The sequence below is a fragment of the Bradyrhizobium sp. Arg816 genome, assembly GCF_029989365.1.
GTDB lineage: Bacteria > Pseudomonadota > Alphaproteobacteria > Rhizobiales > Xanthobacteraceae > Bradyrhizobium.
Genome location: NZ_JAPRAQ010000004.1, coordinates 368,591 through 390,945 on the forward strand (window position 1 = coordinate 368,591; position 22,355 = coordinate 390,945).

Below are 22,355 nucleotides of genomic sequence, written 5' to 3' on the forward strand. Positions count from 1 at the left end.
CCGTTGGGACGGCAGTCGAATCTGATCCCATCAGGCCTTGGCGCTGCTTCGATCAGCAGCCCCGGCAGACGCCGGAGATCTTGCGATCGACGTTGGCATCCTCTTGGTCGAGGAATTCCAGCGATCCCAAACCTGCCGAAGGCACGTCGGAGGCGTGGGGCTGGCGGTGACCGACCGGGGCCGTCCACGGCCTGGTGGTCGTTTCCTTTCCAGGCAGCGACGGGTGGAAGGGTTGCGCCGAAGCTGCGCCCATCGTCGATACGATCGTAACCACAATCAGCATCCTTGAGGTGATCATAGGTGTCTCCAAATGCATCCCGCCCTGCATGTGCGGTTCAGACATTCAGATTTGCATCGAGGACCTGCTATTCCCTGTCATCGCGCAGGCGTGATACCGCCGTGGTCGGGCCTTCCGGGACGACGTTGGTCAGACCGGCGCTTTCCTGCCGATCAGACCGAAGACGATCATGACGAGGCTGATGCCGCCGACAGCGCCCGAGATCTCTCCGACCGTGCGCATCAGGGCGGCAGGATCATTGGACCACGGCGTCATGTCCCGCATCGAGAGGAAGAACAGGACGGCGAGCACCAGCAGCACCGAGCCCGCGGCAATCAATCGCCAGTTTCGCTTTCGCATGACAGACACTCCCCCTTATCGCCCACGGATGGGCGGGGCGGTTCAGGACGCAGGGAGATAGTGTCGTCGAGCCCGGGTCGGGTTCAATCGAAACAGCGGGCTCTAGATCCAGCCGACAAATGTGACCCTCATCCCCGATTTGTTCGCGGCCGCTGGTGGGTGGCCAACAGACGTTTTGACTTTTTTGTGTTTTCAACGCTTTGACGGCTCGACCGTGTCGGCATGGACCAGTCTCGATCGTCCTTGGATCGACCCCGCACACGTCAGTGATGCCGTCACCTCGAAAATCGAACCAGGAGCTCATGTTCATGAGGATTACCGTCGAAACCACCGTCGCAGCCCCCATCGATCAGGTCTGGCGTGCCTATACGACACCTGCTGACATCGTGGAGTGGAACGCCCCGTCCGACGACTGGCATACGACCAAGGCGACGGTTGACCTGCGCGAAGGCGGGCTCTTCTCGTCGCGCATGGAGGCCAAGGACGGCAGCATGGGCTTTGACTTCGCCGGGACTTACACGACGATCGTCGAACACAAGCTGATCGAATATGCATTCGGCGATCGCAAGGCCGAAGTCGAGTTCGTGCCCGGGGCGAAGGGCGTCGTCGTCCGCGTCGTCTTCGATGCTGAAACGACGCACTCGGTCGAGCAGCAGCAGGGCGGCTGGCAGGCCATCCTCGACAAGTTCGCACAACACGTGCAGGCGAAGCAGAAGACGTCGTGAAGCCGTGCGGGGGCAGGAGATGGATGTCCCCGGCGGGCGTCGTCGGCTTTCCGCGCGGAGCATCTGACGGAAACTGAACAGTCAAGGAATAGCCGGCTTCGGGTGAGACCCCTCAGCCGGCGACCTCCGGTTTACACCGGGATCCGGACATGCCGCTGCGTTGCGCTCACCGACGCAACGGGCCAACAGGCGACGTCAAGCTGCTACGACGGCGCCACACCCCCCGCGCGCGTCTCTGGGGGCGCGCCACGCTTTAGGGGAAGCGGCTGGTCGCCAAGCAACACCCTCACCACCATGTCACGCGCATTGCCGGGATCAAGCGAGTGCTTTGCGATCAGGTCGCTACAGTCGGCGACGATCTGGTCGGCGTCCTGCAGGATCTTGAGCTCTTTGTAGCGATCGTGCCGATGCAGGCCCATGCTTTCGCCGACCACTTCAAGGATATTTACGATACGGAATGGCCAGTCGCGCTCGTGCGCGCACAGTTCGCGATGGTCGGAATGATAGACCGCGACCAGTGCATCGACACCTGCATCGCGCGCCGCCTCAAGCTCCATGAGTTGCAATTCGCGCTTGAAGTTTGGAAGCACGCCGACATCCACGCTCTGCAAACCCACCGCCGGCTGGTTCAGATCGATCAGTTCGATACCGGGTACCGCCGTCAAGATTTCAGCGGCGGCTTCCACGACGCCGGCCACGCCGGGATGCTTGTGCAGCGCGACCCGCATTTCGACCCTGCGCTGAAGGTGCGGCTTGAGCTGCGCCAGCCGGTCGTCGAGAAAGCGCATGAATGGGCTCATCTCGAACGGGCGCGACCCCTGCTGTCGCTCCACCGTTGGCAGGATGGTCTCCGTGTACTGGACGTAGCACGACGGGCACCAGGAGATCACATGCCCCGAGTTCGAGTGCGACAGCTTTTCCATCGTACTCGATCCCATGCGACCGGCCATCTCTGCGTCGCCAGACTTGAGCTGGAGAATGCCGCAACAATGGCTCGGTCCGCCCATCACCTGGTAACTGACGCCGAGCGCGTCCATGATATCGAGGGCAAGCAAGGCGATGTGCGGCGTCTTGAGCACATTGCAGCCGGTGTAAAACACGAAATCCGGCGTCTCAACGGGCGTGGCGACCGACGCCGAACTCTGACCCAGTCGTTCGAGCACGTCCGCGTCGAGTTGCAGGCGCGAAAGCACGTTCACACCACGACTGCCGTCGCGGTACTTCTCGACACCCCGCCGGCGCCGTTCGGCAAGCTCATTGTCCGACTTTGCGATGCCAAGCCGCGCCATGCTCAGCAGGAAGCGCGGATTGACGCCATAGGCGCACGCCTTGATGCATGCCCCGCTCCGCATGCAGGACTGCGCCCATTTGCGCGACGCTTCCGGGCCGTTGCCGGTACGGACCAGTTCGAGAATGCCGCCGATGATGTCTTCGGACTTTGTCGTCCTCGAGATGCCGGCCGGCTCGACACTCGGACAAGCCTCGACGCATTTCCCGCATCGCGTACAGGCGTCGAGCATGTTTCCGGCATATTCAGCCAGGGACGTCTCGAAGGGGACCTCGTTCATCGGCTGCATGACCAACTCCCAGGCCTGCTGGAGGATCAGCTATGTGCGGCACACGACAGCGCCGGAACCTAGCCCACAATTGGCGGGCTGTACACGAGCAGGCCGCAATCGGGATTTGTCGCCTTCGAGGCAACGCGTCTGCTACGCGCTGGGTGAGCCCGCTGTCGGTGTGCCCTTACTAACGGACCACCCGTGACCGACCTGGACTTCGTATTCGGGCCGACAGGCGACGTTCGTTGGCCGGCACGGCGACCGCCAGAGCAAGGCCGCTCTGCTGCCGGTCCCGGAAGGCCATCTCGGGAGATGGGGAAGATTATTTCTACCCGCCCTGCGGTAGCCCTAAGGCCCTCGTTGGATGTTGGCTCGCCTCTTGCGGCACGGACGCTCCGGCACCAGCTTTCACAGGTCAGGCAGGTACCGGCGGACGATGATTTCTGTTGTTGTCGGGTCACGACAACATGCCGGTGGACCGACGATCTCTACGTTGGAGGGTCGAACTATTTCGCCTCGCACGCCTCTGGCGCTTCTCATCATATCCCTGGGTGCGATCGCCGCGGTGTGGTGGTGGCTGGCCATACCGATCAACTTGGCGCGCGCACCGATCGATCCGAATGCCAAACTGCAATGCATATCCTACGCGCCCTTCCGCAACAACCAAACGTCGGAGTCGCCGACACCGGTGCCGCGGGACCAGATCGCGGAAGATCTCGCCCAACTTGCCAGGATAACCCACTGTATCCGTACCTATGCGACGGATCTTGGTCTCGATCAGATCCCCGAACTTGCGTCCACGGTGGGGCTGAAAGTCATTCAGGGAATTTGGCTCGATAGGGACCGACAGAAGAACGCGACGCAGATATCCACGGGCATACGCCTCGCCCGGCAATATCCGGAAACCATCACCGCACTCGTGGTCGGCAATGAGGTTCTGTTGCATCGGAAGATGACGCCTTCCGACCTTGCTGCCTTGATCCGCTCGGTCAAGGCACAAGTGCCGGTCCCCGTCACCTATTCCGACGTCTGGGAGTACTGGCTGCGCTATCGGGAGCTCGATGACGCGGTCGATTTCGTCACCGTTCATATCCTGCCATATTGGGAAAATGTCCCGGTCCCGGCGAAATCTGCCGCTGCTCACGTCGACGCCGTCCGAAAGCAGGTAGCGTCGGCGTTTCCGGGCAAGGAAATCCTGATTGGAGAAACAGGTTGGCCGAGCGAAGGGCGGATGCGCGATTCGGCGCTGCCATCGCGCACCAATCAGGCGCGAGTGATCTCTGAGGTCCTCGATCTTGCCCGGCGCGAGCATTTCCGCGTCAACCTGTTCGAGGCGTATGATGAATTGTGGAAGCATCAGTTCGAGGGCACCGTCGGCGGATCGTGGGGCTTATTCGATTCCGCGCAGCGCGCGCTGAAATATCCGCCCGGCATCCCCGTCAGCAATTATCCGCTCTGGAAACTGCAAATGAGCGGCGGAATGGCGCTCGCGATCCTGGTGTTCGGCGCTGCATGGCTGACCTCGCGCCGGAAGCTCTCGCCGCCCCGGCTCGTCTCATGGCTTGCGGTCGGAATATCGGCAACCACCGCCGGAGTCCTGTTTGGAGTGGCCGCTCAAAAGATGTTCTATGAAAGCAACGACGCGGGCAGCTGGCTTCTGTGGGGCGCACTTCTGGTGGCGGCAACTGCCTCGCCGCTGTTCGGCGCCAACGCCTTGATGTCCGGGCGCGCACCGCCCACATTTCTGGAATTGCTGGGTCCGAAGGACTACCGGACCCCATCGGGGCTGGCGATCATGCACGGATTGATCCTGATCGTAACCATCGTGATCGGCACGGCGACCGCGCTGGGCTTTATGTTCGACCCGCGCGAAAGGGATTTTCCCTTTGCGGCCCTCACTATGGCGGCGGTCCCTTTTGCGGCTATGACGCAGCTCAATCGCCCGAAGAAAGGAATCCGCCCCATGGCGGAAGCGATATTTGCCGGCGTATTCCTGGTGGCAGCCATCTATGCGGCGCTGAGCGAAGGACCGGCCAATTGGCAGTCGCTGTGGACTTGTGCCGCCTATATGCTGCTTGCGGTTACGCTGTGGCGGGCGCGCGCTTGAGAAAACCTGGCCGGCCGACTTCCGTTTTCGGTCAAAATGCGAAGAACTCGGAGTGCTCCTCAAAGTATGGGTGTCGAGCAGTAATACTGCCGTGAGCAAATCAAGTCCGCTCCGCCTCTGACAGGGGACCTCGGCAAGCCTCCCACAATTGTCGCGATGGGCCAACATCGGACTTCCCAAGAAGACATGACGCAAAGTGATTGCCAGCCGAAGCCGGGGCATCTCCGTTCCTCGGGCCAGAGATGCTACCCGCTGCTGACAGTATGCTGTCAGTAGCACAGCGATACAGTCCTCCCGAACTTATAGGGGGAGATAAAGCTGTGAAGTTTGCTTCAACACGCCTGATCTCCGCTGATATCGAGGCTCTCGTCAACCTCTACGAGGTTTGGGCCAGCGTTGGCGCGACCCTTCATCTCTGGCGGCAGCGTTATCGCGATCGCCGGGAACTCGCACGCTGGACCGAGCCCGACCTGCACGATATCCGCGTCTCCCGGAGCGACATCGCGCACGAGTTCGAAAAGCCGTTTTGGCGGGCCTAGCAACGGCAGCCGGGCCGGGTTAAGGGGATTCGAGGTTTAGCCGCCCCCATAAGGTACTGCCTGCACGTTCCCGAACCTGTTGAAGTTGTTCTCCGGATTATACCCGGAGTCGCGCAGGTTCTTGATGTACATGTCGCGGTCGTTGGAATTACCTGGGCCCACAGCATATGGGCTCAGCCCCCTCGACCCCTCGCTCGGCGACGGCGCAGGCGACGCGTGGCCATGATGGGTCCTCTGTGCGGCCAAAGCGCCAGAAGTAGAAATTGCGAGAATAGCAACGATGACAAGAATGCCTTTGGCCATAGATCAGCTCTTCGATAATCCACGGGACTGGCATGACCGGCACTCATCGGCCATGGTCGAGGGATGATTGCAATACCGTACCAGGGGCTCGCCCTGGCTCGCGTTTGACCATTGCGCCCTTCCGCCCAAGCAGGCGGCGCAAGCGCGGCAATCGCCAGTAGTCTGGTCTTTTCGTGGCTGGCGGTTTCTGATCACTATACGATGGGGACGACCGCTCCGTCTGGCAATACGAGGTCCTTCAAACTAGCGCGAGGACCAGTCGAGCCTAAGCCCAATGCCTGCGCGGCGAACGGGTGGTCCGGTCTGGGTCAAAATGCGAAGAACTCAGAGTGAGCAAAGTCAGTCCGCTCTACCCCAGCAAGCGGACCTCAATGAAAGGTGTCGCCACTTCGCTGATGGGTCAGAAGCGGACATTCCCGTTCGTAGCCTGAGTGTGCTAGCCTGAGGCACCATGCCCACACCTGCCGAAGCCGTAAGAACCTACATCTTGGCCAAGGACGGCAACCGACCGTTCTTGATGAGGCAGGCGTTCTCTGAAGACGTTGCACTCGAAATGGTGGTCAAGACCGACGCCATTTCGTTCCCCAACACGGCTTCCGGCTTGAACGCCGTGGAAGAAATTCTGGTGCGTCGTTTTGGGATCGAATACGAGAACATCTACACGTTCTGCCTGTCGCAGCCTTCCGAGACTGACCGAGCGCGCTTTCAGTGCCATTGGTTGGTGGGGATGTCCGCTAAGGCCAGCGGGCAACCGCTGCGCGTTGGGTGCGGGCGTTACGACTGGCATTTCAACGAGCACGGAAAAGTGGTGAGGCTGGTGATCACCATTGAAGTCATGAAAGTCTTATCGGGCGCCGAACTCGATGGCGTGATGCGCTGGCTATCTTCGCTTCCCTATCCGTGGTGCAGTCCGTCCCAGGCTCTCCTGTCATTTCCTCCGCAGAACGACCTGCGCGAGGTTGAAGCCTACTTGAGGCAGGTTCAGTAATCTTCGCGGTCGAACTACCATTGGCCAATAGGGGTTGACGTCCCGAAGTTGAAGCTTGCCGTATGTCGCCTTCGGGTCAATCGCGTATGCTATGGCCGCGTGCTGCTTTCTTCCGGTCTACCCCTGTGAACGGAAATCGTCAGACTGCACCGGCATGTCACCCGCGGGCCATAACCGGACCTGTTCACTCGATGACCTTGTCGGCACTGGCCGAGAGTGCAGGAGAGACGGAAAGGCCCAGCTGCCTGGCCGTCTTCAAGTTGATGGACAGATCGAATTTGGTCACTTGGTAGAATGGAATATCGCCAGCTTTTGCTCCGCGGAAAATTGCGTCGATGTTGTTGGCAGCGCGCTTATACAATTCGACTAGATCAAAGGAGTAGGCCATTAGGCCCCCGGCTTCGACGGATTCGGTGAACGCGAAAATCGCCGGAAGTCTCGCGTCGGTCAGCAACTTGGCGATCAAAGCGCTGTTTTGAAAAGTTTCAGGGGAGTCGACCACCATGACTGCATTTGCGCCTTCGCCGGAAAGGCTCTCTATCGCTGCCCGCCAGTCATTTTCTTGAGCACCAACATCCAGTAGCGACACCGCGATAGGTAGGCCAGCCTCCTGGGCCGCTGCGGGGATAGGCGAACCCTTGACGAGCCCGCTGTATTGGATGTGAAGAGCGAGCAAGCCAAGTTTTGATATTGAAGGAAAGATTTCGCGCAGCAGTGCAATCCGCTTTCCATGAATTGATGGACCGGCGTCGATGCTGGCTCCCGTGAAATTTCCGCCCGGGCGAGCCAGACTTTCGGCAATCCCCAGTCGAACGGGGTCGGCAGTTATTGTTACGATTGGAATACGCGATGTCAGTTTTTTGAAGATGAGTGCGCCAGGACCACCGAGGAGAATGACGTCCGGGTTGCTGCTAACGATTTCCATCGCCAAGGCCTCGAGGCCGGACGTGTTTTGCTCTCGTCCATAACTTTCGACTTTGAGGTTTTGTCCCTCGATCTGTCCCAACCGTCGCAGCTCGGCGAAGAGGGCTCGAGGATACCTTTTCCCGCTAAGCTCGTGCCAGTCCGCGCTCGGCTCTGACGGCACGAAAATAGCAAGACGTTTCTTCTTGGCGCTCTCCGCCGCCGCAGCCAGCCGCGGCAATGCTACCGCACCACAAACGGCACCGAGAAAAGCACGCCGCCTCATGTTCGCCCCCTAGCTAGAGTCTAGGTCAACGCATCTTAGCGTCTAAGAGGCGATACTGAAAATCAAAGGTGGCTCTGCGATGTCCGGGTTGGGTCAAAAGCGTCGGTTTGGCGCTCAGGGGCAAACTTCCGCTCTGCCGCCATCACCCGATATAGCTGCACCGCGTCAACGGAAGCGATGGGGCACGAGCGGAAGTGCCTAGCCGCTCCATATCGGCCGCCGTCGGTCATCTCTGAACGAACAGCTTACTTTTCTCTCGTCTCCGGCCTATTCTTGGCGTCGTTCTGCGATGAGCGTGTTTGCGATGAAATGAGGTCTATCGGGCGGAGAAGACGGCCGTGCGCTATCTCTTCGAGGATTACGCATTGGACACGGACCAGCGCGAGCTGCGCTGCGGAACCGAGCTGATTGCGACTGCGCCACAAACGTTTGACTTGCTCCTATACCTCATTCGCAACAGGGAGCGGGTTGTCAGCAAGGACGACCTCCTCGGTGCTGTCTGGAGTGGTCGCATCGTCTCGGATGCCGCGCTCACGACGCGCATGAATGCAGCTCGCAGCGCAATTGGCGACACGGGCGAGAAACAGCGCCTGATCAAGACGATGCCCCGCAAGGGTTTCCGCTTCGTTGGCGCGGTGCAGGAGGCGCAAAGGCCCATAACCGTCCCCCTTGGCGATGTGGCGCAGAACGATGATGCAGCACAGAGGTCGCTTTCACCACCTCGCCTTTCCATCGTTGTGTTGCCCTTCGTCAATCTCAGCAGCGCCCCCGAGCAGGACTACTTTGTCGATGGTGTAACCGGGAGCCTCACCACGGATTTGTCACGCATCAGTGGCTCATTTGTTATCGGCCAACACACCGCGTTCACCTACAAAGGCAAATCGGTCGATGTCAGGCAGATTGGTCGTGAGTTGAATGTTCGCTACGCGCTTGAAGGCTCGGTGCAGCGTTGTGATAATCGTCTCCGGGTGAATGTTCAATTGATCGACGCGACGACGGGCAATCATCTGTGGGCCGACCGCTTCGACAAGCCGTTCGCCGATCTGCTCGATATGCAGGACGAAATCGTAGCCAGGATTGCGCGGACCTTAGACAACCAGCTCATCGTGGCCGAGGCGCGTCGCGCGGCGAGAACGTTGAATCCCGATGCCATGGATCTCTATTTCCAAGGCCGCCATTCTTGCAATAGGGGGGTGACACTCGAGAATTTGACAGAAGCCCGCAATTCTTTTGAACGGGCTCTGGCGACTGATCCGCAAAATGTTGACGCCATGAGTTGGAGAGCGTTGGTCGAGACAGTGCTTGTCGCGGCGTTCTTGAAAGACAACGGGCCTCCGTATTTGGCAGCGGCAGAGACCATGGTGCTGGAGGCGCTCCGCCTCGCTCCGGACCATGCCTGGGCTCATTTCACCTTGGCCACGGTGCTCATCTATACGAACCGGACGGCCCAAGGCGTGGCTGAGTGCGAGCGAGCCTTGGCCCTGGATCGCAATTTGGCTGACGCTCACGAGATGATGGGTCAGGCCAAATTTTATATGGGTTGCGGTGCGGATACCGAGTTCCACGTCAACGAAGCACTGCGCCTTTCCCCTCGCGATATCTCCGCCTTCCGATGGATGAATACGGCGGGCTTTGCCAAGCTCCAGATCGCAGCAGACGCTGAAGCGGCCGCTTGGTGTGCCCGAGGAATCGAGGCCAACCGAAACTATCCGCTGCTGCATTTCGGGTACGCTGCAGCGCTCGCGCTTCTTGGGAGGCCGGACGAGGCGCAAGTGGCCGCCAAAACCGGACTTGCACTTGATCCAACATTTACGATCCGTCGCGTCAGAAACGTTCCAGTGCGCGGCGACGCGAATTTCGTTGCAGGAGCCAGGCGCTTGGTTAGGGGATTGTACATCGCCGGAGTACCGGAGGGGTGATGCCGGCGATGAGGCAAAAGGCGAAGAACTCAGAGTGAGCAAAGTCAGTCCGCTCCGCCCCACCAAGCGGACCTCAATGAAAGGTGTCGCCACTTCGCTGATGGGCCAGAACCGGACTTCCCGCGCGCCCCATGCTGGGTCCGCTTGGGCCAGAACCGAAAACGCGTTGCACGATACTTGAGATCAGTCCCGAAGCGACACTGCCGCTTAGGAAAGCGGGTGACTATTGAGTCTCCAAATACTCGACGTCATTTATTTGAGGCGACCATGCGTAACGCTTGGGTGGCCCAGCGCAGCCCAAGGCGGCAATCTCTTCGAAAGATATTGCCCCCAACGTCATCAGATGGTGGATGGATTCTACTATATACTGCTTGTAGCACGGTCCCTGTTATATACCGTTCGTAGCACGGTCACTGGGCAGTATCATCCGAATAGTCGCTCATACGCTTGGCCCTAGGCACAGCTGCAATCATTTTTAAAGTTCGAAGCTGGCCGACGCATCGCAGTTCACTGGTCTAGGAGCGGGCTTGTAGACAAGGAGGCCGAACATGACTGCAATCTCCTCCTCACCCACCCGGCGAAGCCTCCTCGCAGGGTCAGCAGCAACTGGTGCCGTCAGCTTGCTTCCAATACATTTCGTCGCCGCACGCGCGCAATCGAAGCAAGGAGGGTCCCCGCTTGGTACGACCAAAGCCGACGCAATTCTTCCCTTCCGCATCAATGTCCGGGGTGAAGACCTCGCTAATCTCCGCCGGCGCCTCGCGTCCACGCGCTGGCCCACCAAAGAGCTCGTTGAGGATCGGTCGCAGGGTGTGCAGCTGGCGACGCTGCGAGCGCTCGCCCGCTACTGGTCGACTGAGTATGACTGGCGCAAGTGCGAGGCACGGCTGAACGCGCTGCCACAGTTCACGACCGTGATCGACGGGGTGAAGATCCATTTCATCCACGTCAAGTCCCGGCATGAGAACGCGCTGCCGCTGATCACGACGCACGGCTGGCCTGGCTCGGTCATCGAACTCCTCGATACCGTCGGTCCCCTGACTGACCCGACCAAGTATGGTGGCACTCCCGACGATGCATTTCACCTGGTGCTGCCGTCCTTGCCTGGCTACGGCTTCTCGGGTGAGCCGACCGAACTTGGCTGGGAAACCGCCCGCATCGCGCGTGCGTGGGCGATGCTGATGGATCGCCTCGGCTACACGCGCTACGTCGCCCAGGGTGGCGACGTAGGAGCCGCAGTAACGGATGCGATGGGGCGCCAGGCACCCAAGGGACTTCTCGGCATCCACGTCAACTTGCTCGCGGGTGTGGCGGCAATGTCCGACAAGCTGCCCGCAGAATCCGAGAAGGAACGCGCGGCGCAGAAGGCAGCCGCGACGTTTAGGGCGAGTGGCTTTGGCTACTTCCTGGAGCAGTCGACGCGGCCACAGACGATCGGCTACTCCCTGCTGGATTCACCCCTCGGGCTCGCGAGCTGGATGCTCGACCATGACACGGACAGCTACTACAAGATTTCCCGAGCGTTCGTGGAGGGTATGCCCGCGGGCAGTCTCACCCGGGACAGCATCCTCGACAACATCACGCTGTACTGGCTGATGGGCACTGGGGCCTCGGCCGCACGGTGGTACTGGGAGGCCGGACAGGCCGCAATTCGTGCGGCCGGCAAGTCTCCTCCAGCGGTCGCGGTTCCCGTGGGATTTACGACGTTCCCCGGCGAAATCTTTGCTGCGCCCCGAAGTTGGGTCGAGATTATGTATCCCGGCCTCGCCTACTTCAGCGAGGTCGAACGTGGCGGACATTTCGCCGCCTGGGAGGAGCCGAAGCTGTTTTCAGATGAGGTATGCGCAGCCTTCCGATCATTGCGCAAATAACGGACCAGAGGCTCGACGCCGACGATGTTGAGCACGCGCGTCAGATTGTAGGTCAGCGCACACCGCGCCATCTCCGTGGCGACCTTCGGCAGCGTCTTGCACAGGAAGTTCGCCCGGCTAGGCGGCAGGAATGCATGTCTGCAGATTCTAACAGCGGACGTCCGGCTCAAGTCAACTGAAACAAGTTTGTTGCGGGGACTAGGGCGCGACGAAGTGAAGGGCAAAGGCAGCCGCGACACAGAGCGCGACGGCAATGGAGGCGGACCACCATTTAGCGGGGTAGCCACCGAATGTAATTCCAACCAAGGCTGCGCCTAACACCCATCTGATCAAGGCCACGGGGTTGCTCCGCGTCATATCCTATCAATATGCGCTTGGAGTCGCCCCGTTTCCAGCCCGTCCGGCTGCCATAATCAAACCGACCCACTACCCAAAAGCTGCCCTCAGCCGGTGCACTGCCCATCGTCAGCTTCGGGTCAAGCTCGGAAGTCGGCGGGTCCATGGTAGATGGTCTGCTCTGCCACTGTGAGCGGACATCACCGGATCCGCGGTTCAGGTCCGCGAAGGGCCCAACAGGCGACATCGCCTTACAGCACCCGATCATCTAGGATGTTTCAAACGCTGGACGGTCGGCGGCCACCCAAGGAATTGGCAGCTTGCGGTATCTGTTTGAGGAGTACACATTCGACACCAGCCTGCGCGAGCTGCGTCGCGGGGCCGAGGTCGTCTTCGTCGCGCCGCAGGTATTCGACGTGCTCGATTACCTGATCCGCAACAGGGAGCGCGTCGTTAGCAAAGACGACCTCATCAACGCCGTTTGGAACGGACGTATCGTTTCCGATTCCGCGCTGACAACCCGTCTGAATGCCGCTCGCAGCGCCATTGGCGACACGGGCGAGGAGCAGCGCCTGATCAAAACTTTGCCGCGCAAGGGCTTCCGCTTCATTGGTTCGGTCCAAGAAATGCGGGGGCCTGCAACCCACTTCGGCGTCCTGAGTGAGCACAGCCACAACCCGCCCACGTTAACTTCACCGCCTCGCCTTTCCATCGTTGTCTTGCCGTTCTCCAACCTGAGTGGCGATCAAGGGCAAGACTACTTCGTCGATGGTGTGACCGAGAGCCTGACCACGGACCTCTCCCGTATCAGCGGCTCGTTCGTCATTGGCCGACACACCGCGTTCACCTACAAGGGCAAGGCGGCTGACCTCAAACAAATCGGTCGCGAATTGAACGTTCGCTACGTGCTGGAAGGCTCTGTACAGCGCAGCAGCAATCGGCTTCGGGTCAACGTCCAACTTGTTGATACCGAAAGCGGTAATCACCTTTGGGCCGAACGCTTCGATAAGCCGATCGCCGATCTATTCGATATGCAAGACGAAATCGTGTCGCGGCTCGCCAATTCGCTGGACGCCCAACTCGTTGAGGCTGAGGCAAGACGGGCGGAACGTTCGCTACATCCCGACGCGATGGAGTTGTATTTCCAAGGCATGGCTTGCTTTAACAAGGGAAGGACCGCCGAATACACGACACGGGCGCGTGGCTTTTTTGAACGTGCCTTGGCGCTCGATCCCAAAAATGTCGAGGCGCTGGTCACCATGGCGGAGGTTGATGAAGCAACTGGTACCAGTTTTTTGGCCGATGACCGGGCCGCACGCTTCGCGGCGGCTGAGACGGCCTTGATCAAGGCTCTGTCGCTGGCTCCACAGCACGCGCGGGCCCACTGGCTCCTGGGACGCGTCAAGATGTTCACCAACCGCGCGGTCCAAGGCATTGCTGACTGCGAGCAGGCATTGGCGCTGGATCGAAACTTGGCCAACGCGCACGGGGAGATCGGTCACGCTAAGTATTTTCTTGGTCGCGGCGCGGAGACCGAGGCTCATGTCCAAGAGGCACTCCGCCTCAGTCCTCGCGATACGGACGCCTTTGTTTGGATGATGTTCGCGGGCCTCGCCAAGCTGCAGATAGGGGCCGACGACGAGGCGGTCGTGCGGTTTCTTCGCTCGGTCGAGATCAACCGAAATCATCCACGTACGCATTTCTTTCTCGCCGCCGCGCTGGCGCATCTCGGTCGGCTTGATGAGGCGCGGTCCGCGGTCCAAGCGGGGCTTACGCTTAATCCAAATTTCACCATCCGCCGCTTCCGCGCCGGCGCATTGGGTGACCATCCGACTTACCTCGCCGGGCGCGAGCGTACCTATGAGGGCCTGCGCATGGCCGGGGTGCCCAAGGGGTGATGTCCCAGATGGGTCAAGCTCGGAAGTCGGCGGGTCCATGGTAGATGGTCTGCTCTGCCACTGTGAGCGGACATCACCGGATCCGCGGTTCAGGTCCGCGAAGGGCCGATATTGTTGCAAAAGTCGATTTTCGCCGATGACCAATATTCTACGGGCCGTGGGCGCGAGTTTCGCGTACAAGATGCGAGGGACCTCACGGCCCAACGCAAAATTCACAGGCGACTTCGGTAACGCGATTGAGGTCATACGAATCAGCGATCGCTCGCTGCTTAGTATTTTCGCGAAAATTCTTGAGCCCTGCAACTTTCGACTTTTGCAACACAATCGGCCAAAAGCGGACTTCGAGGAGCAGTGCTTGGCAGGTCGGTTGACGGGCCAGAAGCCGACGCAAGCCGTCACCGACATGGCGCCTGGATATCGAATTCAGAGGTTGCCAACCGGTCGGCGGTCGAGATGGTGCGTCTTGATGGACGCCTGCTGCACACCCGCTGCCATGATGACATTCTGCCGGTGTTTTGCCCGACGGGTCAAATAGATTTCGTAAAATCGGAAAAGCCCAATGCCGACAAGGGCCCGGCTACTGTGCATGGGGTTGTTTTCGCGAATCTTGTTTGTCGGCCCCGGATATCCGGGCCGGGCCCCCGATCTCGTCGGGTCCGGAGTGGCCTGAGCATTCGCCTCAGCTGTCCACCTTCAGCGCGGCAATGAAGGCTTCCTGCGGGATGTCGACCTTGCCGAACTGCCGCATCTTCTTCTTGCCTTCCTTCTGCTTCTCCAGAAGTTTCCGCTTACGCGTGATGTCGCCGCCGTAGCACTTGGCGGTGACGTCCTTGCGCAGGGCGCGCACCGTCTCGCGCGCGATCACCTTGCCGCCGATCGCCGCCTGGATCGGGATCTGGAACATGTGCGGCGGGATCAGCTCCTTCATCTTCTCGACCATGGCGCGGCCGCGCCCCTCCGCGCGGGTGCGATGCACCAGCATCGACAGCGCATCGACCGGCTCGTTGTTGACCAGGATCTGCATCTTGACGAGATCGGCCACCTTGTAGTCGGTCAAGTGATAGTCGAACGAGGCGTAGCCTTTCGAGACTGATTTCAGGCGGTCGTAGAAGTCGAACACGACTTCGTTGAGCGGCAGATCGTACTTCACCATGGCGCGGGAGCCGACATAGGTCAGCTCCTTCTGCGCGCCGCGGCGGTCCTGGCACAGCTTCAAAACGCTGCCGAGATATTCGTCTGGAGTGAGGATGGTGGCCTCGATCCAGGGCTCCTCGATATCGGCGATCTTGACCACGTCGGGCATGTCGACGGGATTGTGGATCGAGATCTCCTGGCCGTCGGTCAGGTGCATCTTGTAGATCACGCTTGGCGCGGTCGCGATCAGGTTGAGGTCGAATTCGCGCGACAGCCGCTCCTGGATGATCTCGAGGTGCAACAGCCCGAGGAAGCCGCAGCGGAAGCCGAAGCCCAGCGCCGCCGAGGTTTCCATCTCGTAGGAGAAGCTCGCGTCGTTGAGGCGCAACTTGCCCATCGCCCCGCGCAGCGTTTCGAAGTCATTGGCGTCGGCCGGGAACAGGCCGCAGAACACCACCGGGATCGCCGGCTTGAAGCCCGGCAGCATTTCGGTGACGGGCTTCCTGTCGTCGGTGATGGTGTCGCCGACGCGGGTGTCGGCGACTTCCTTGATCGCCGCGGTGATGAAGCCGATCTCGCCGGGGCCGAGTTCGTCGACCTGCTCCATCTTCGGGGTGAAGAAGCCGACGCGCTCGACGTCATAGGCCGCGCCCGTGCCCATCATGCGGATGCGCTGGTTCTTCTTCATGACGCCGTCGACCACGCGGATCAGCACGACCACGCCGAGATAGACGTCGTACCAGCTGTCGACCAGCAGCGCCTTCAAGGTCGCGTCGCGGTCGCCCTTCGGCGGCGGCAGGCGGGTGACGATGGCTTCCAGCACGTCGGGGACGCCGAGGCCGGTCTTGGCCGAGATCATCACGGCGTCGGAGGCATCGATGCCGATGACGTCCTCGATCTGCTGCTTGATCTTCTCGGGTTCGGCCGCGGGAAGGTCGACCTTGTTCAGGACCGGGACGATCTCGTGATTGTTGTCGAGCGCCTGGTAGACGTTGGCGAGCGTCTGCGCTTCGACGCCCTGGCTGGCGTCGACCACCAGCAGGGAACCCTCGCAGGCCGCCAGCGACCGCGAGACTTCGTAGGCGAAGTCGACATGGCCGGGCGTGTCCATCAGGTTGAAGATGTAGTCCTTGCCGTCCTTGGCGTGGTAGGCGAGGCGCACCGTCTGCGCCTTGATGGTGATGCCGCGCTCGCGCTCGATGTCCATGGAATCGAGCACCTGCTCCTTGCCCGCCATTTCGCGGTCGGTGAGGCCGCCGGTCATCTGGATCAGGCGGTCGGCCAGCGTCGACTTGCCATGGTCGATATGGGCGACGATGGAGAAATTGCGGATGTTGGAAATGGGGACGGTCGTCATGGGCGCGGGATACCACTCACATCCCCGTGCGGCAACCATATTGCTGTATTTTCAGGGCCTTTCTTCACGCCAAGCTGATTCCACGAGGGCCCAAAACGCGCTACGCAACGGCCCATGTCCAGGCTCATGTCCACGACCTCGATCCCCTCCGCCCGAACACGCGTAAAAGCCCGGGTGAGCTTTAACCGCTTCCGGGCCTGGCTGGTCGCCTGCGCGATCCGCCCCGAAGCGCGGCTCTGGCTGGTGATCCAGCTCGCCATCCTGCATGCGGTGATCTGGACCTTCATCCTGATCAATCTCAAGGCAGCGCAGGACGTTCACATGGACGTCGCAGAAGCCTATGGCTGGGGCCAGCAATTCCTCTGGGGCTACGGCAAGCACCCGCCGCTGTCGGGCTGGGTCGCCGGCCTCTGGTTCAAGGTGTTCCCGGCGGCGGACTGGGCGACCTATGCGCTGGCGATGGCGACCGTCGGCGTCGGCATGGTGATCTGCTGGCTGCTGAGCTTGCGCGTCGTGGACGCGCGGCGCGCGTTCCTGGTCGTGGTGATGGTCGCGCTCTACCCGATCTTCAATTTCAAGGGTTTCAAGTACAACCCCGACCTGCTCCAGCTCGTCACGCTGCCGCTGCTCGTGCTCGCCTATCTCAACGCCTTCGAGAAGCGGACCTGGCAATCCGGCATCTGGTTCGGGCTCGCCGGCGCGCTGGCGCTGATGACCAAATACTGGGTGCTGACCATGATCGGCGCCATCGGCCTTGCCGCGCTGATCCATCCCGACCGGCTGCGATTCCTGCTGTCGCCGGCGCCGTGGGTGGCGATTGCGACGATGGCCGTGGCGATGATCCCGCACATCGTCTGGCTTGCGGGCGTGCATTTCGTGCCGCTGACCTATGCCGGCGATACCTACAGCCTCGATGACAGCCGCCAGGTCCATCAACTCGTGGCTGGCTACGCCCTGCATAATTTCGCGCTGCTGGCGCTGCCGGTGGCGCTGGCCGCGCTCGCAATGGCGCTGGTGCCGCATTGGTTCACCCTGCTGCTGCGCGCACCGATACGCATCGTCACGCGCGCCTGGGGGCGCGGCGCCAACGCGAGCGTCAATGTTGCGCAGGCGTTGAACGTCTGGATCATCCAGATCATCGTCGCGATCGGCCCGCCGCTCGGCGCGCTGGCCTTCAGCATCTACATGAAGACCGATTGGGGCATCTCGCTGTTCTTCCTGGTGCCCTTGGCGCTGGTCGCGATTCCGGCGCTGCGGGTGCAGAGTGCGGCCCTGTTCAACATCGCCGCGATCTGGCTCGTGCTCAGTGTCGCCACGCTCGCCGCCTCGCCCTGGATCGCCGCGCGCGAGATGGCGGCCAATGCCGGCAACACGGCGACCTACGGCGCGCGCTCGGAGCTGGCGCATGAATTGACGCAGGCCTGGCACACGCGTTTCGGCTCGCGTTGGGCGGTCGTCGCCGGCACCATGGAGTCGATCCAGCCGATGGTGTTCTACAGCCCGGATCATCCGGCCGCGCTGATGCCGCTCGAAGCCTGGGATTCCGGGCTGACGTCGCGCGACGATGCCAGGAAATACGGCTTCATCGGCGTGTTCGATCCAACCGATGGCCGCCTGCCGGCGTTCGAGAAATGGGTCGCGGAGATCGCGCCGAACGCTGAGCGCATCGTGATGACGACGCGCCGCTTCACCCACGGCAAGGCCGGCCCGGCGATGAGCTGGAACATCTACATCGCGCCGCCGGCGAAGTGACCGAGGATTAAATCCCTTCCTCGTTGAACTTGCTTTCAACGAGCTCGGTGATCGCCGCAAGCGCGGCTTCCGCTTCGGTGCCGGCGGCGGCGACCGTGATCGTCGTGCCGGGACCCGCGGCGAGCATCATCAGGCCCATGATCGAGGTGCCGCCGACGGTCTCGCCGCCGCGCGTCACCCACACCTGCGCGTCGAAGCGCTCGACCGCCTGCACGAACTTCGCGGAAGCCCGCGCATGCAGGCCGCGCTTGTTGATGATCAGGAGCTCCTTGGAGATCGCGCCCGCGGGCACGCCCGTCCCGGCTTGCGGCGCGTCGTCGCTCATTTGCCGGCGAGCACGCGGCTGGCAATGGTGACGTATTTGCGGCCCGCTTCCTGGGCCATCGCGATCGCGTCGGGCAGCGGACGCTCCTCGCGCACCTTGGCAAGCTTCACCAGCATGGGGAGGTTGATGCCCGCGAGCACCTCGACCTTCGGCCGGCTCATGCAGGATATTGCAAGGTTGGACGGCGTGCCGCCGAACATGTCGGTGAGGATCGCAACGCCGTCGCCGGAATCGACGCGGTTGACCGCCTCGATGATGTCGCTTCGGCAGAGATCGGAATCATCTTCGGCACCGATCGTGATCGCTTCGATTTGCTTTTGTGGGCCCATGACATGTTCAAGCGCTGCCTTGAATTCGTCGGCAAGGCGCCCGTGGGTCACAAGTACTAGACCAATCATCGGAAAACTCCTCGCGGGCGCTTTTGGTGCACCGCACGAACGCGCCACTTTGACCATCCAGAGCCCCCGCGCAAGAGGGGATGTTGCGTATCTCCCTGAATCTAGACGGATGGATGAGGGGAGCTGCGCCGGTCTATTCGGTCGCGATAGTGGGGTTCATATGGTTACCATTTCCCTTCAAACAATCGCCTGAAGGGTTAACGGAAGATGAACTCTTGGTAGTGGTCAAGGCCGCAACAACCAAAGGGAGGGGCGAATAGTCGCGCCCGACGGGGATTCGCGGTATTTCGACACCAGAAATGCTTGTTTTCAGCGATTCCGCCGCAGGCAGGCGTTCCGCGTCGGCGGCGTCCAGATCGACCACGAGACCGACGGTCGCATGCTCCACGAAGTCGCAGCGGCGGATTCCCAGTCCCCGAATCTCGATCAGGCCGGCCAACAGCGGCGCGGGGCGGACTTCAATTTCATCGCCGACTGTCGCCAGATGGACACGGTCATCGCCGACCAGAACGGCTCTTTCGACCACGCCGGCGCGCCCCGCCATGATCAAATCGAAGGCAAGGCGCGACTTGCCGGAGCCTGAGGGTCCGCGGATCAGCACCGCCAGAGTCCCGACCTTGACTGCGGAGGCGTGAACGCTGGGGCCACCGCCGCTCATAGCGCCGGCAGCCGCACCACGAAACGCGCGCCGACAACCGTAGGCGCGCCGTCCTCGTCCGCCGGGCCCGGGCGGTTCTCGGCCCAGATGCGTCCGCCATGGGCATCGACGATCTGCTTGGAGATCGACAGGCCGAGGCCGGAGTTCTGGCCAAAGCCCTGGTGCGGACGGTCGGTGTAGAAGCGCTCGAAGATGCGCTCCAGCGCGTCGTCGCGGATGCCGGGGCCGTCGTCGTCGACCACGATCTCGATCTCGGAGCGGACGCGGCGGCAGGTGAGGCGCACCTTGCTGCCGGGCTCGGAGAACGACTGCGCGTTGGAGAGCAGGTTGGAGACCACCTGCCCGAGCCGTGAATCGTGGCCCGTCACGGAGAACGCGTCGGTCGCGCTGCGGCCCTCGTAGCGGGTCTCGACCGCGACGTCATGGCCGAGCTTGGTTTCATTGGCGACCGATACGAGCGTCGTCAGCAGGCGGCGCAGGTCGACCCGGACCGCATCCTGGCGCTGCAATTCGGCGTCGAGCCGGCTGGCGTCGGAGATGTCGGAGATGAGGCGGTCGAGCCGCTTGACGTCATGCTCGATCACCTCGAGCAGGCGCGCGCGGCTGGTCTCGTTGCGCGCCAGCGGCAGCGTCTCGACCGCGGAGCGCAGCGAGGTCAGCGGGTTCTTCAGTTCATGCGCGACATCGGCGGCGAACATCTCGATCGCCTCGATGCGGCTGTAGAGCGCGCTGGTCATGTCGCGCAGGGCGCCGGAAAGGTGACCGATTTCGTCGCGGCGCCGGGTGAAGTCGGGAATCTCGATGCGCGCCTTGATACGGCGGCGGACACGCTCGGCGCTGTCGGCGAGCCGGCGCACCGGACCTGCGATCGTGCTGGCGAGCAGCAGCGACAGCATGATCATGACCGCGGCAGCGACGCCGCCGACCTTCAGGATCGCCAGGCGCTCGGCGGTGACCATCTGGTCGATGTCGTCGCCCTGCGTCGACAGCATCAGGGCGCCGTGGATGGCGCGCGAGCGCAGCACGGGGACTGCGACCGATACAATCACCTCGCCGCGCGAATTGACCCGCACCATCGAACGTTTCTGGCCCTGGAGCGCGTCGCCCACTTCCGCGTAGCCATTGCCGTTCTCGCGCCCGAGCTCGCGATACAGCGGCAGGTCACCGCGGTTGATCCAGAGGCGCACCGAGGTCAGGCCGCGCTCGATCACGCCGGGCTTCTGCGATGGCGGCGGCAACGGGAAGATCAGCACGTTCTCGAGGTCGCGGCTGTCGAGCAGCACCGTCCCGTTCGGATCGAATATCCGCGCGCGGGTCTTGGTCGGCGAGATCAGCGTGCGCAGCACGGGGGCGACGCGCTCTGGGCTGATCGGGAAGTTCAGCGCCGAATAATCGTCGGATTCGCCATAGCTGTCGCCGAGCTTCAGATCGAGCAGGCGGTCAGGATCGACCGTGATCGCGTTGGTCTGCACGGTCGCCGAGGCTCCGATGGCACCGGCGATGATCTCGGCCTGCACCAGCAGACTCTGCGCACGCGCGTCGATCAGGCCGGCGCGGAACTGCGAGAGATAGAGAATGCTCGCGACCAGCGCGACGAGGCCGGCGAGGTTGAGCGAGACGATGCGGCGGGTCAGGCTCGAGAAGGAGAGCGCGAAGAAATACTGACCGGCGCGCGTCAGCCAGGAGAACGGTCGCCAGCCTTGCGCGGACGGCTTGTCGTCGGCGACGTGCTCCGAAACGCCGTCGGATGCGACATCCCCGGCGTTCTGGTTCTCGTCAGGCTGCGTTCGGTCAAGCAATGCTTACGCCCGCGTTAGGACATCTCGTGCGAAGGGTCCCCGCATCCTAGAGCCATCCCGGTCCCGATGGAACGAGAACCGGCGATGCTCTCAGTCTTTCGTGAAGGCGCGTGAGCCTCAGGCTTCCTTGAAGCGGTAGCCGACGCCGTAGAGCGTCTCGATCATCTCGAACTCGTTGTCGGTCACCTTGAACTTCTTGCGCAGCCGCTTGATGTGGCTGTCGATGGTGCGGTCGTCGACATAGACCTGGTCGTCATAGGCGGCGTCCATCAGCGCGTTGCGGCTCTTCACCACGCCGGGCCGCGTCGCCAGCGCCTGGAGGATCAGGAATTCGGTGACGGTCAGCGTCACCGGCTCGTTCTTCCAGGTGCAGGTGTGCCGTTCGGGGTCCATGCGCAGCAGGCCGCGGTCGAGCGCCTTGGCATCGTTCTCCTTCGGCGCGACGGTCGGGTCCTTCGGCGCCGAGCGGCGCAGCACGGCCTTGACACGCTCGACCAGCAGGCGCTGCGAGAACGGTTTGCGGATGAAGTCGTCGGCGCCCATCTTGAGGCCGAACAGTTCGTCGATCTCTTCGTCCTTGGAGGTCAGGAAGATCACCGGCAGGTCGGACTTCTGCCTGAGACGGCGCAGCGTTTCCATGCCGTCCATGCGCGGCATCTTGATGTCGAGAATGGCAAGATCGGGCTGGGTGGTGCGGAAGCCGTCGAGCGCGGAGGCGCCGTCGGTGTAAGTCATGATGCGGTAGCCTTCGGCCTCCAGCGCGATCGAGACGGATGTGAGAATGTTGCGGTCGTCGTCGACCAAAGCGATTGTGGGCATGAGCCTCTGCTTTCTGCTTTCCGTTTGGGTCGTGGCTTGAAA

Annotated in this window: 18 protein-coding genes; 8 read left to right on the forward strand and 10 right to left on the reverse strand. The window is 61.7% G+C overall.

Annotation, left to right across the window (positions count from 1 at the left end):
• Positions 1–52 precede the first annotated feature (52 nt).
• Positions 53–343, reverse strand: a complete 291-nt coding sequence (locus OWC48_RS13210; protein ID WP_282520380.1) for a hypothetical protein — start codon at positions 341–343, stop codon at positions 53–55.
• Between the two features lie 84 nt (positions 344–427).
• Positions 428–637: a hypothetical protein gene (locus tag OWC48_RS13215; protein ID WP_282520381.1), complete on the reverse strand. Its 210-nt coding sequence runs from the start codon at positions 635–637 to the stop codon at positions 428–430.
• A gap of 308 nt (positions 638–945) precedes the next feature.
• On the opposite strand from OWC48_RS13215, the gene OWC48_RS13220 reads away from it, so the two are divergent.
• Positions 946–1,362, forward strand: coding sequence for an SRPBCC family protein (locus tag OWC48_RS13220; RefSeq protein ID WP_282520382.1), 417 nt, complete (start codon positions 946–948; stop codon positions 1,360–1,362).
• 203 nt (positions 1,363–1,565) lie between these two features.
• Here OWC48_RS13220 and OWC48_RS13225 read toward each other — a convergent pair whose 3' ends face one another.
• On the reverse strand, positions 1,566–2,939 hold the full coding sequence (locus tag OWC48_RS13225; protein WP_282520383.1) for a (Fe-S)-binding protein: 1,374 nt from the start codon (positions 2,937–2,939) through the stop codon (positions 1,566–1,568).
• A 418-nt stretch (positions 2,940–3,357) separates the two neighbouring features.
• Between OWC48_RS13225 and OWC48_RS13230 the strand changes: the two genes are divergently transcribed.
• The 3 genes from OWC48_RS13230 (at position 3,358) to OWC48_RS13240 (ending at position 6,858) form a co-directional block, all read left to right on the forward strand.
• Positions 3,358–5,028 (forward strand): glycosyl hydrolase family 17 protein, encoded by a 1,671-nt coding sequence (locus tag OWC48_RS13230; protein ID WP_282520384.1) that lies wholly within the window; start codon positions 3,358–3,360, stop codon positions 5,026–5,028.
• A 320-nt stretch (positions 5,029–5,348) separates the two neighbouring features.
• On the forward strand, positions 5,349–5,567 hold the full coding sequence (locus OWC48_RS13235) for a DUF1127 domain-containing protein (protein ID WP_404979739.1): 219 nt from the start codon (positions 5,349–5,351) through the stop codon (positions 5,565–5,567).
• Positions 5,568–6,321: 754 nt separating this feature from the next.
• Entirely contained in the window at positions 6,322–6,858 is a 537-nt protein-coding gene (locus tag OWC48_RS13240) for a hypothetical protein (RefSeq protein ID WP_282520385.1), read from the forward strand.
• A gap of 184 nt (positions 6,859–7,042) precedes the next feature.
• Here OWC48_RS13240 and OWC48_RS13245 read toward each other — a convergent pair whose 3' ends face one another.
• Entirely contained in the window at positions 7,043–8,047 is a 1,005-nt protein-coding gene (locus OWC48_RS13245; RefSeq protein WP_282520386.1) for an ABC transporter substrate-binding protein, read from the reverse strand.
• A gap of 338 nt (positions 8,048–8,385) precedes the next feature.
• On the opposite strand from OWC48_RS13245, the gene OWC48_RS13250 reads away from it, so the two are divergent.
• The 3 genes from OWC48_RS13250 (at position 8,386) to OWC48_RS13260 (ending at position 14,071) form a co-directional block, all read left to right on the forward strand.
• Positions 8,386–9,966, forward strand: coding sequence for a winged helix-turn-helix domain-containing protein (locus OWC48_RS13250; protein WP_282520387.1), 1,581 nt, complete (start codon positions 8,386–8,388; stop codon positions 9,964–9,966).
• A 548-nt stretch (positions 9,967–10,514) separates the two neighbouring features.
• Entirely contained in the window at positions 10,515–11,837 is a 1,323-nt protein-coding gene (locus tag OWC48_RS13255) for an epoxide hydrolase family protein (protein WP_282520388.1), read from the forward strand.
• Between the two features lie 656 nt (positions 11,838–12,493).
• On the forward strand, positions 12,494–14,071 hold the full coding sequence (locus OWC48_RS13260) for a winged helix-turn-helix domain-containing tetratricopeptide repeat protein (RefSeq protein WP_282520389.1): 1,578 nt from the start codon (positions 12,494–12,496) through the stop codon (positions 14,069–14,071).
• Between the two features lie 679 nt (positions 14,072–14,750).
• Here the strand turns inward: OWC48_RS13260 and lepA are convergent.
• Positions 14,751–16,562, reverse strand: coding sequence for a translation elongation factor 4 (gene lepA / locus OWC48_RS13265; RefSeq protein ID WP_071916919.1), 1,812 nt, complete (start codon positions 16,560–16,562; stop codon positions 14,751–14,753).
• A 126-nt stretch (positions 16,563–16,688) separates the two neighbouring features.
• Between lepA and OWC48_RS13270 the strand changes: the two genes are divergently transcribed.
• Positions 16,689–18,314 (forward strand): glycosyltransferase family 39 protein, encoded by a 1,626-nt coding sequence (locus tag OWC48_RS13270; protein WP_368860659.1) that lies wholly within the window; start codon positions 16,689–16,691, stop codon positions 18,312–18,314.
• 7 nt (positions 18,315–18,321) lie between these two features.
• Here OWC48_RS13270 and OWC48_RS13275 read toward each other — a convergent pair whose 3' ends face one another.
• The 5 genes from OWC48_RS13275 to OWC48_RS13295 form a co-directional block, all read right to left on the reverse strand.
• Positions 18,322–18,639 carry an HPr family phosphocarrier protein gene (locus OWC48_RS13275; protein ID WP_014498546.1) on the reverse strand — a complete coding sequence of 106 codons (318 nt, stop codon included), beginning with the start codon at positions 18,637–18,639 and terminating at the stop codon, positions 18,322–18,324.
• Positions 18,636–19,037: a PTS sugar transporter subunit IIA gene (locus OWC48_RS13280; protein ID WP_007597752.1), complete on the reverse strand. Its 402-nt coding sequence runs from the start codon at positions 19,035–19,037 to the stop codon at positions 18,636–18,638. The genes OWC48_RS13275 and OWC48_RS13280 overlap by 4 nt, the downstream gene beginning before the upstream one ends.
• A gap of 133 nt (positions 19,038–19,170) precedes the next feature.
• Positions 19,171–19,695, reverse strand: coding sequence for an HPr kinase/phosphorylase (locus OWC48_RS13285; protein WP_282520391.1), 525 nt, complete (start codon positions 19,693–19,695; stop codon positions 19,171–19,173).
• Positions 19,692–21,494 carry a sensor histidine kinase gene (locus OWC48_RS13290; RefSeq protein ID WP_282520392.1) on the reverse strand — a complete coding sequence of 601 codons (1,803 nt, stop codon included), beginning with the start codon at positions 21,492–21,494 and terminating at the stop codon, positions 19,692–19,694. Before OWC48_RS13290 ends, OWC48_RS13285 begins: the two co-directional genes overlap by 4 nt.
• A gap of 117 nt (positions 21,495–21,611) precedes the next feature.
• Positions 21,612–22,313 carry a response regulator transcription factor gene (locus tag OWC48_RS13295; protein ID WP_038952081.1) on the reverse strand — a complete coding sequence of 234 codons (702 nt, stop codon included), beginning with the start codon at positions 22,311–22,313 and terminating at the stop codon, positions 21,612–21,614.
• Between the last annotated feature and the right edge of the window lie 42 nt (positions 22,314–22,355).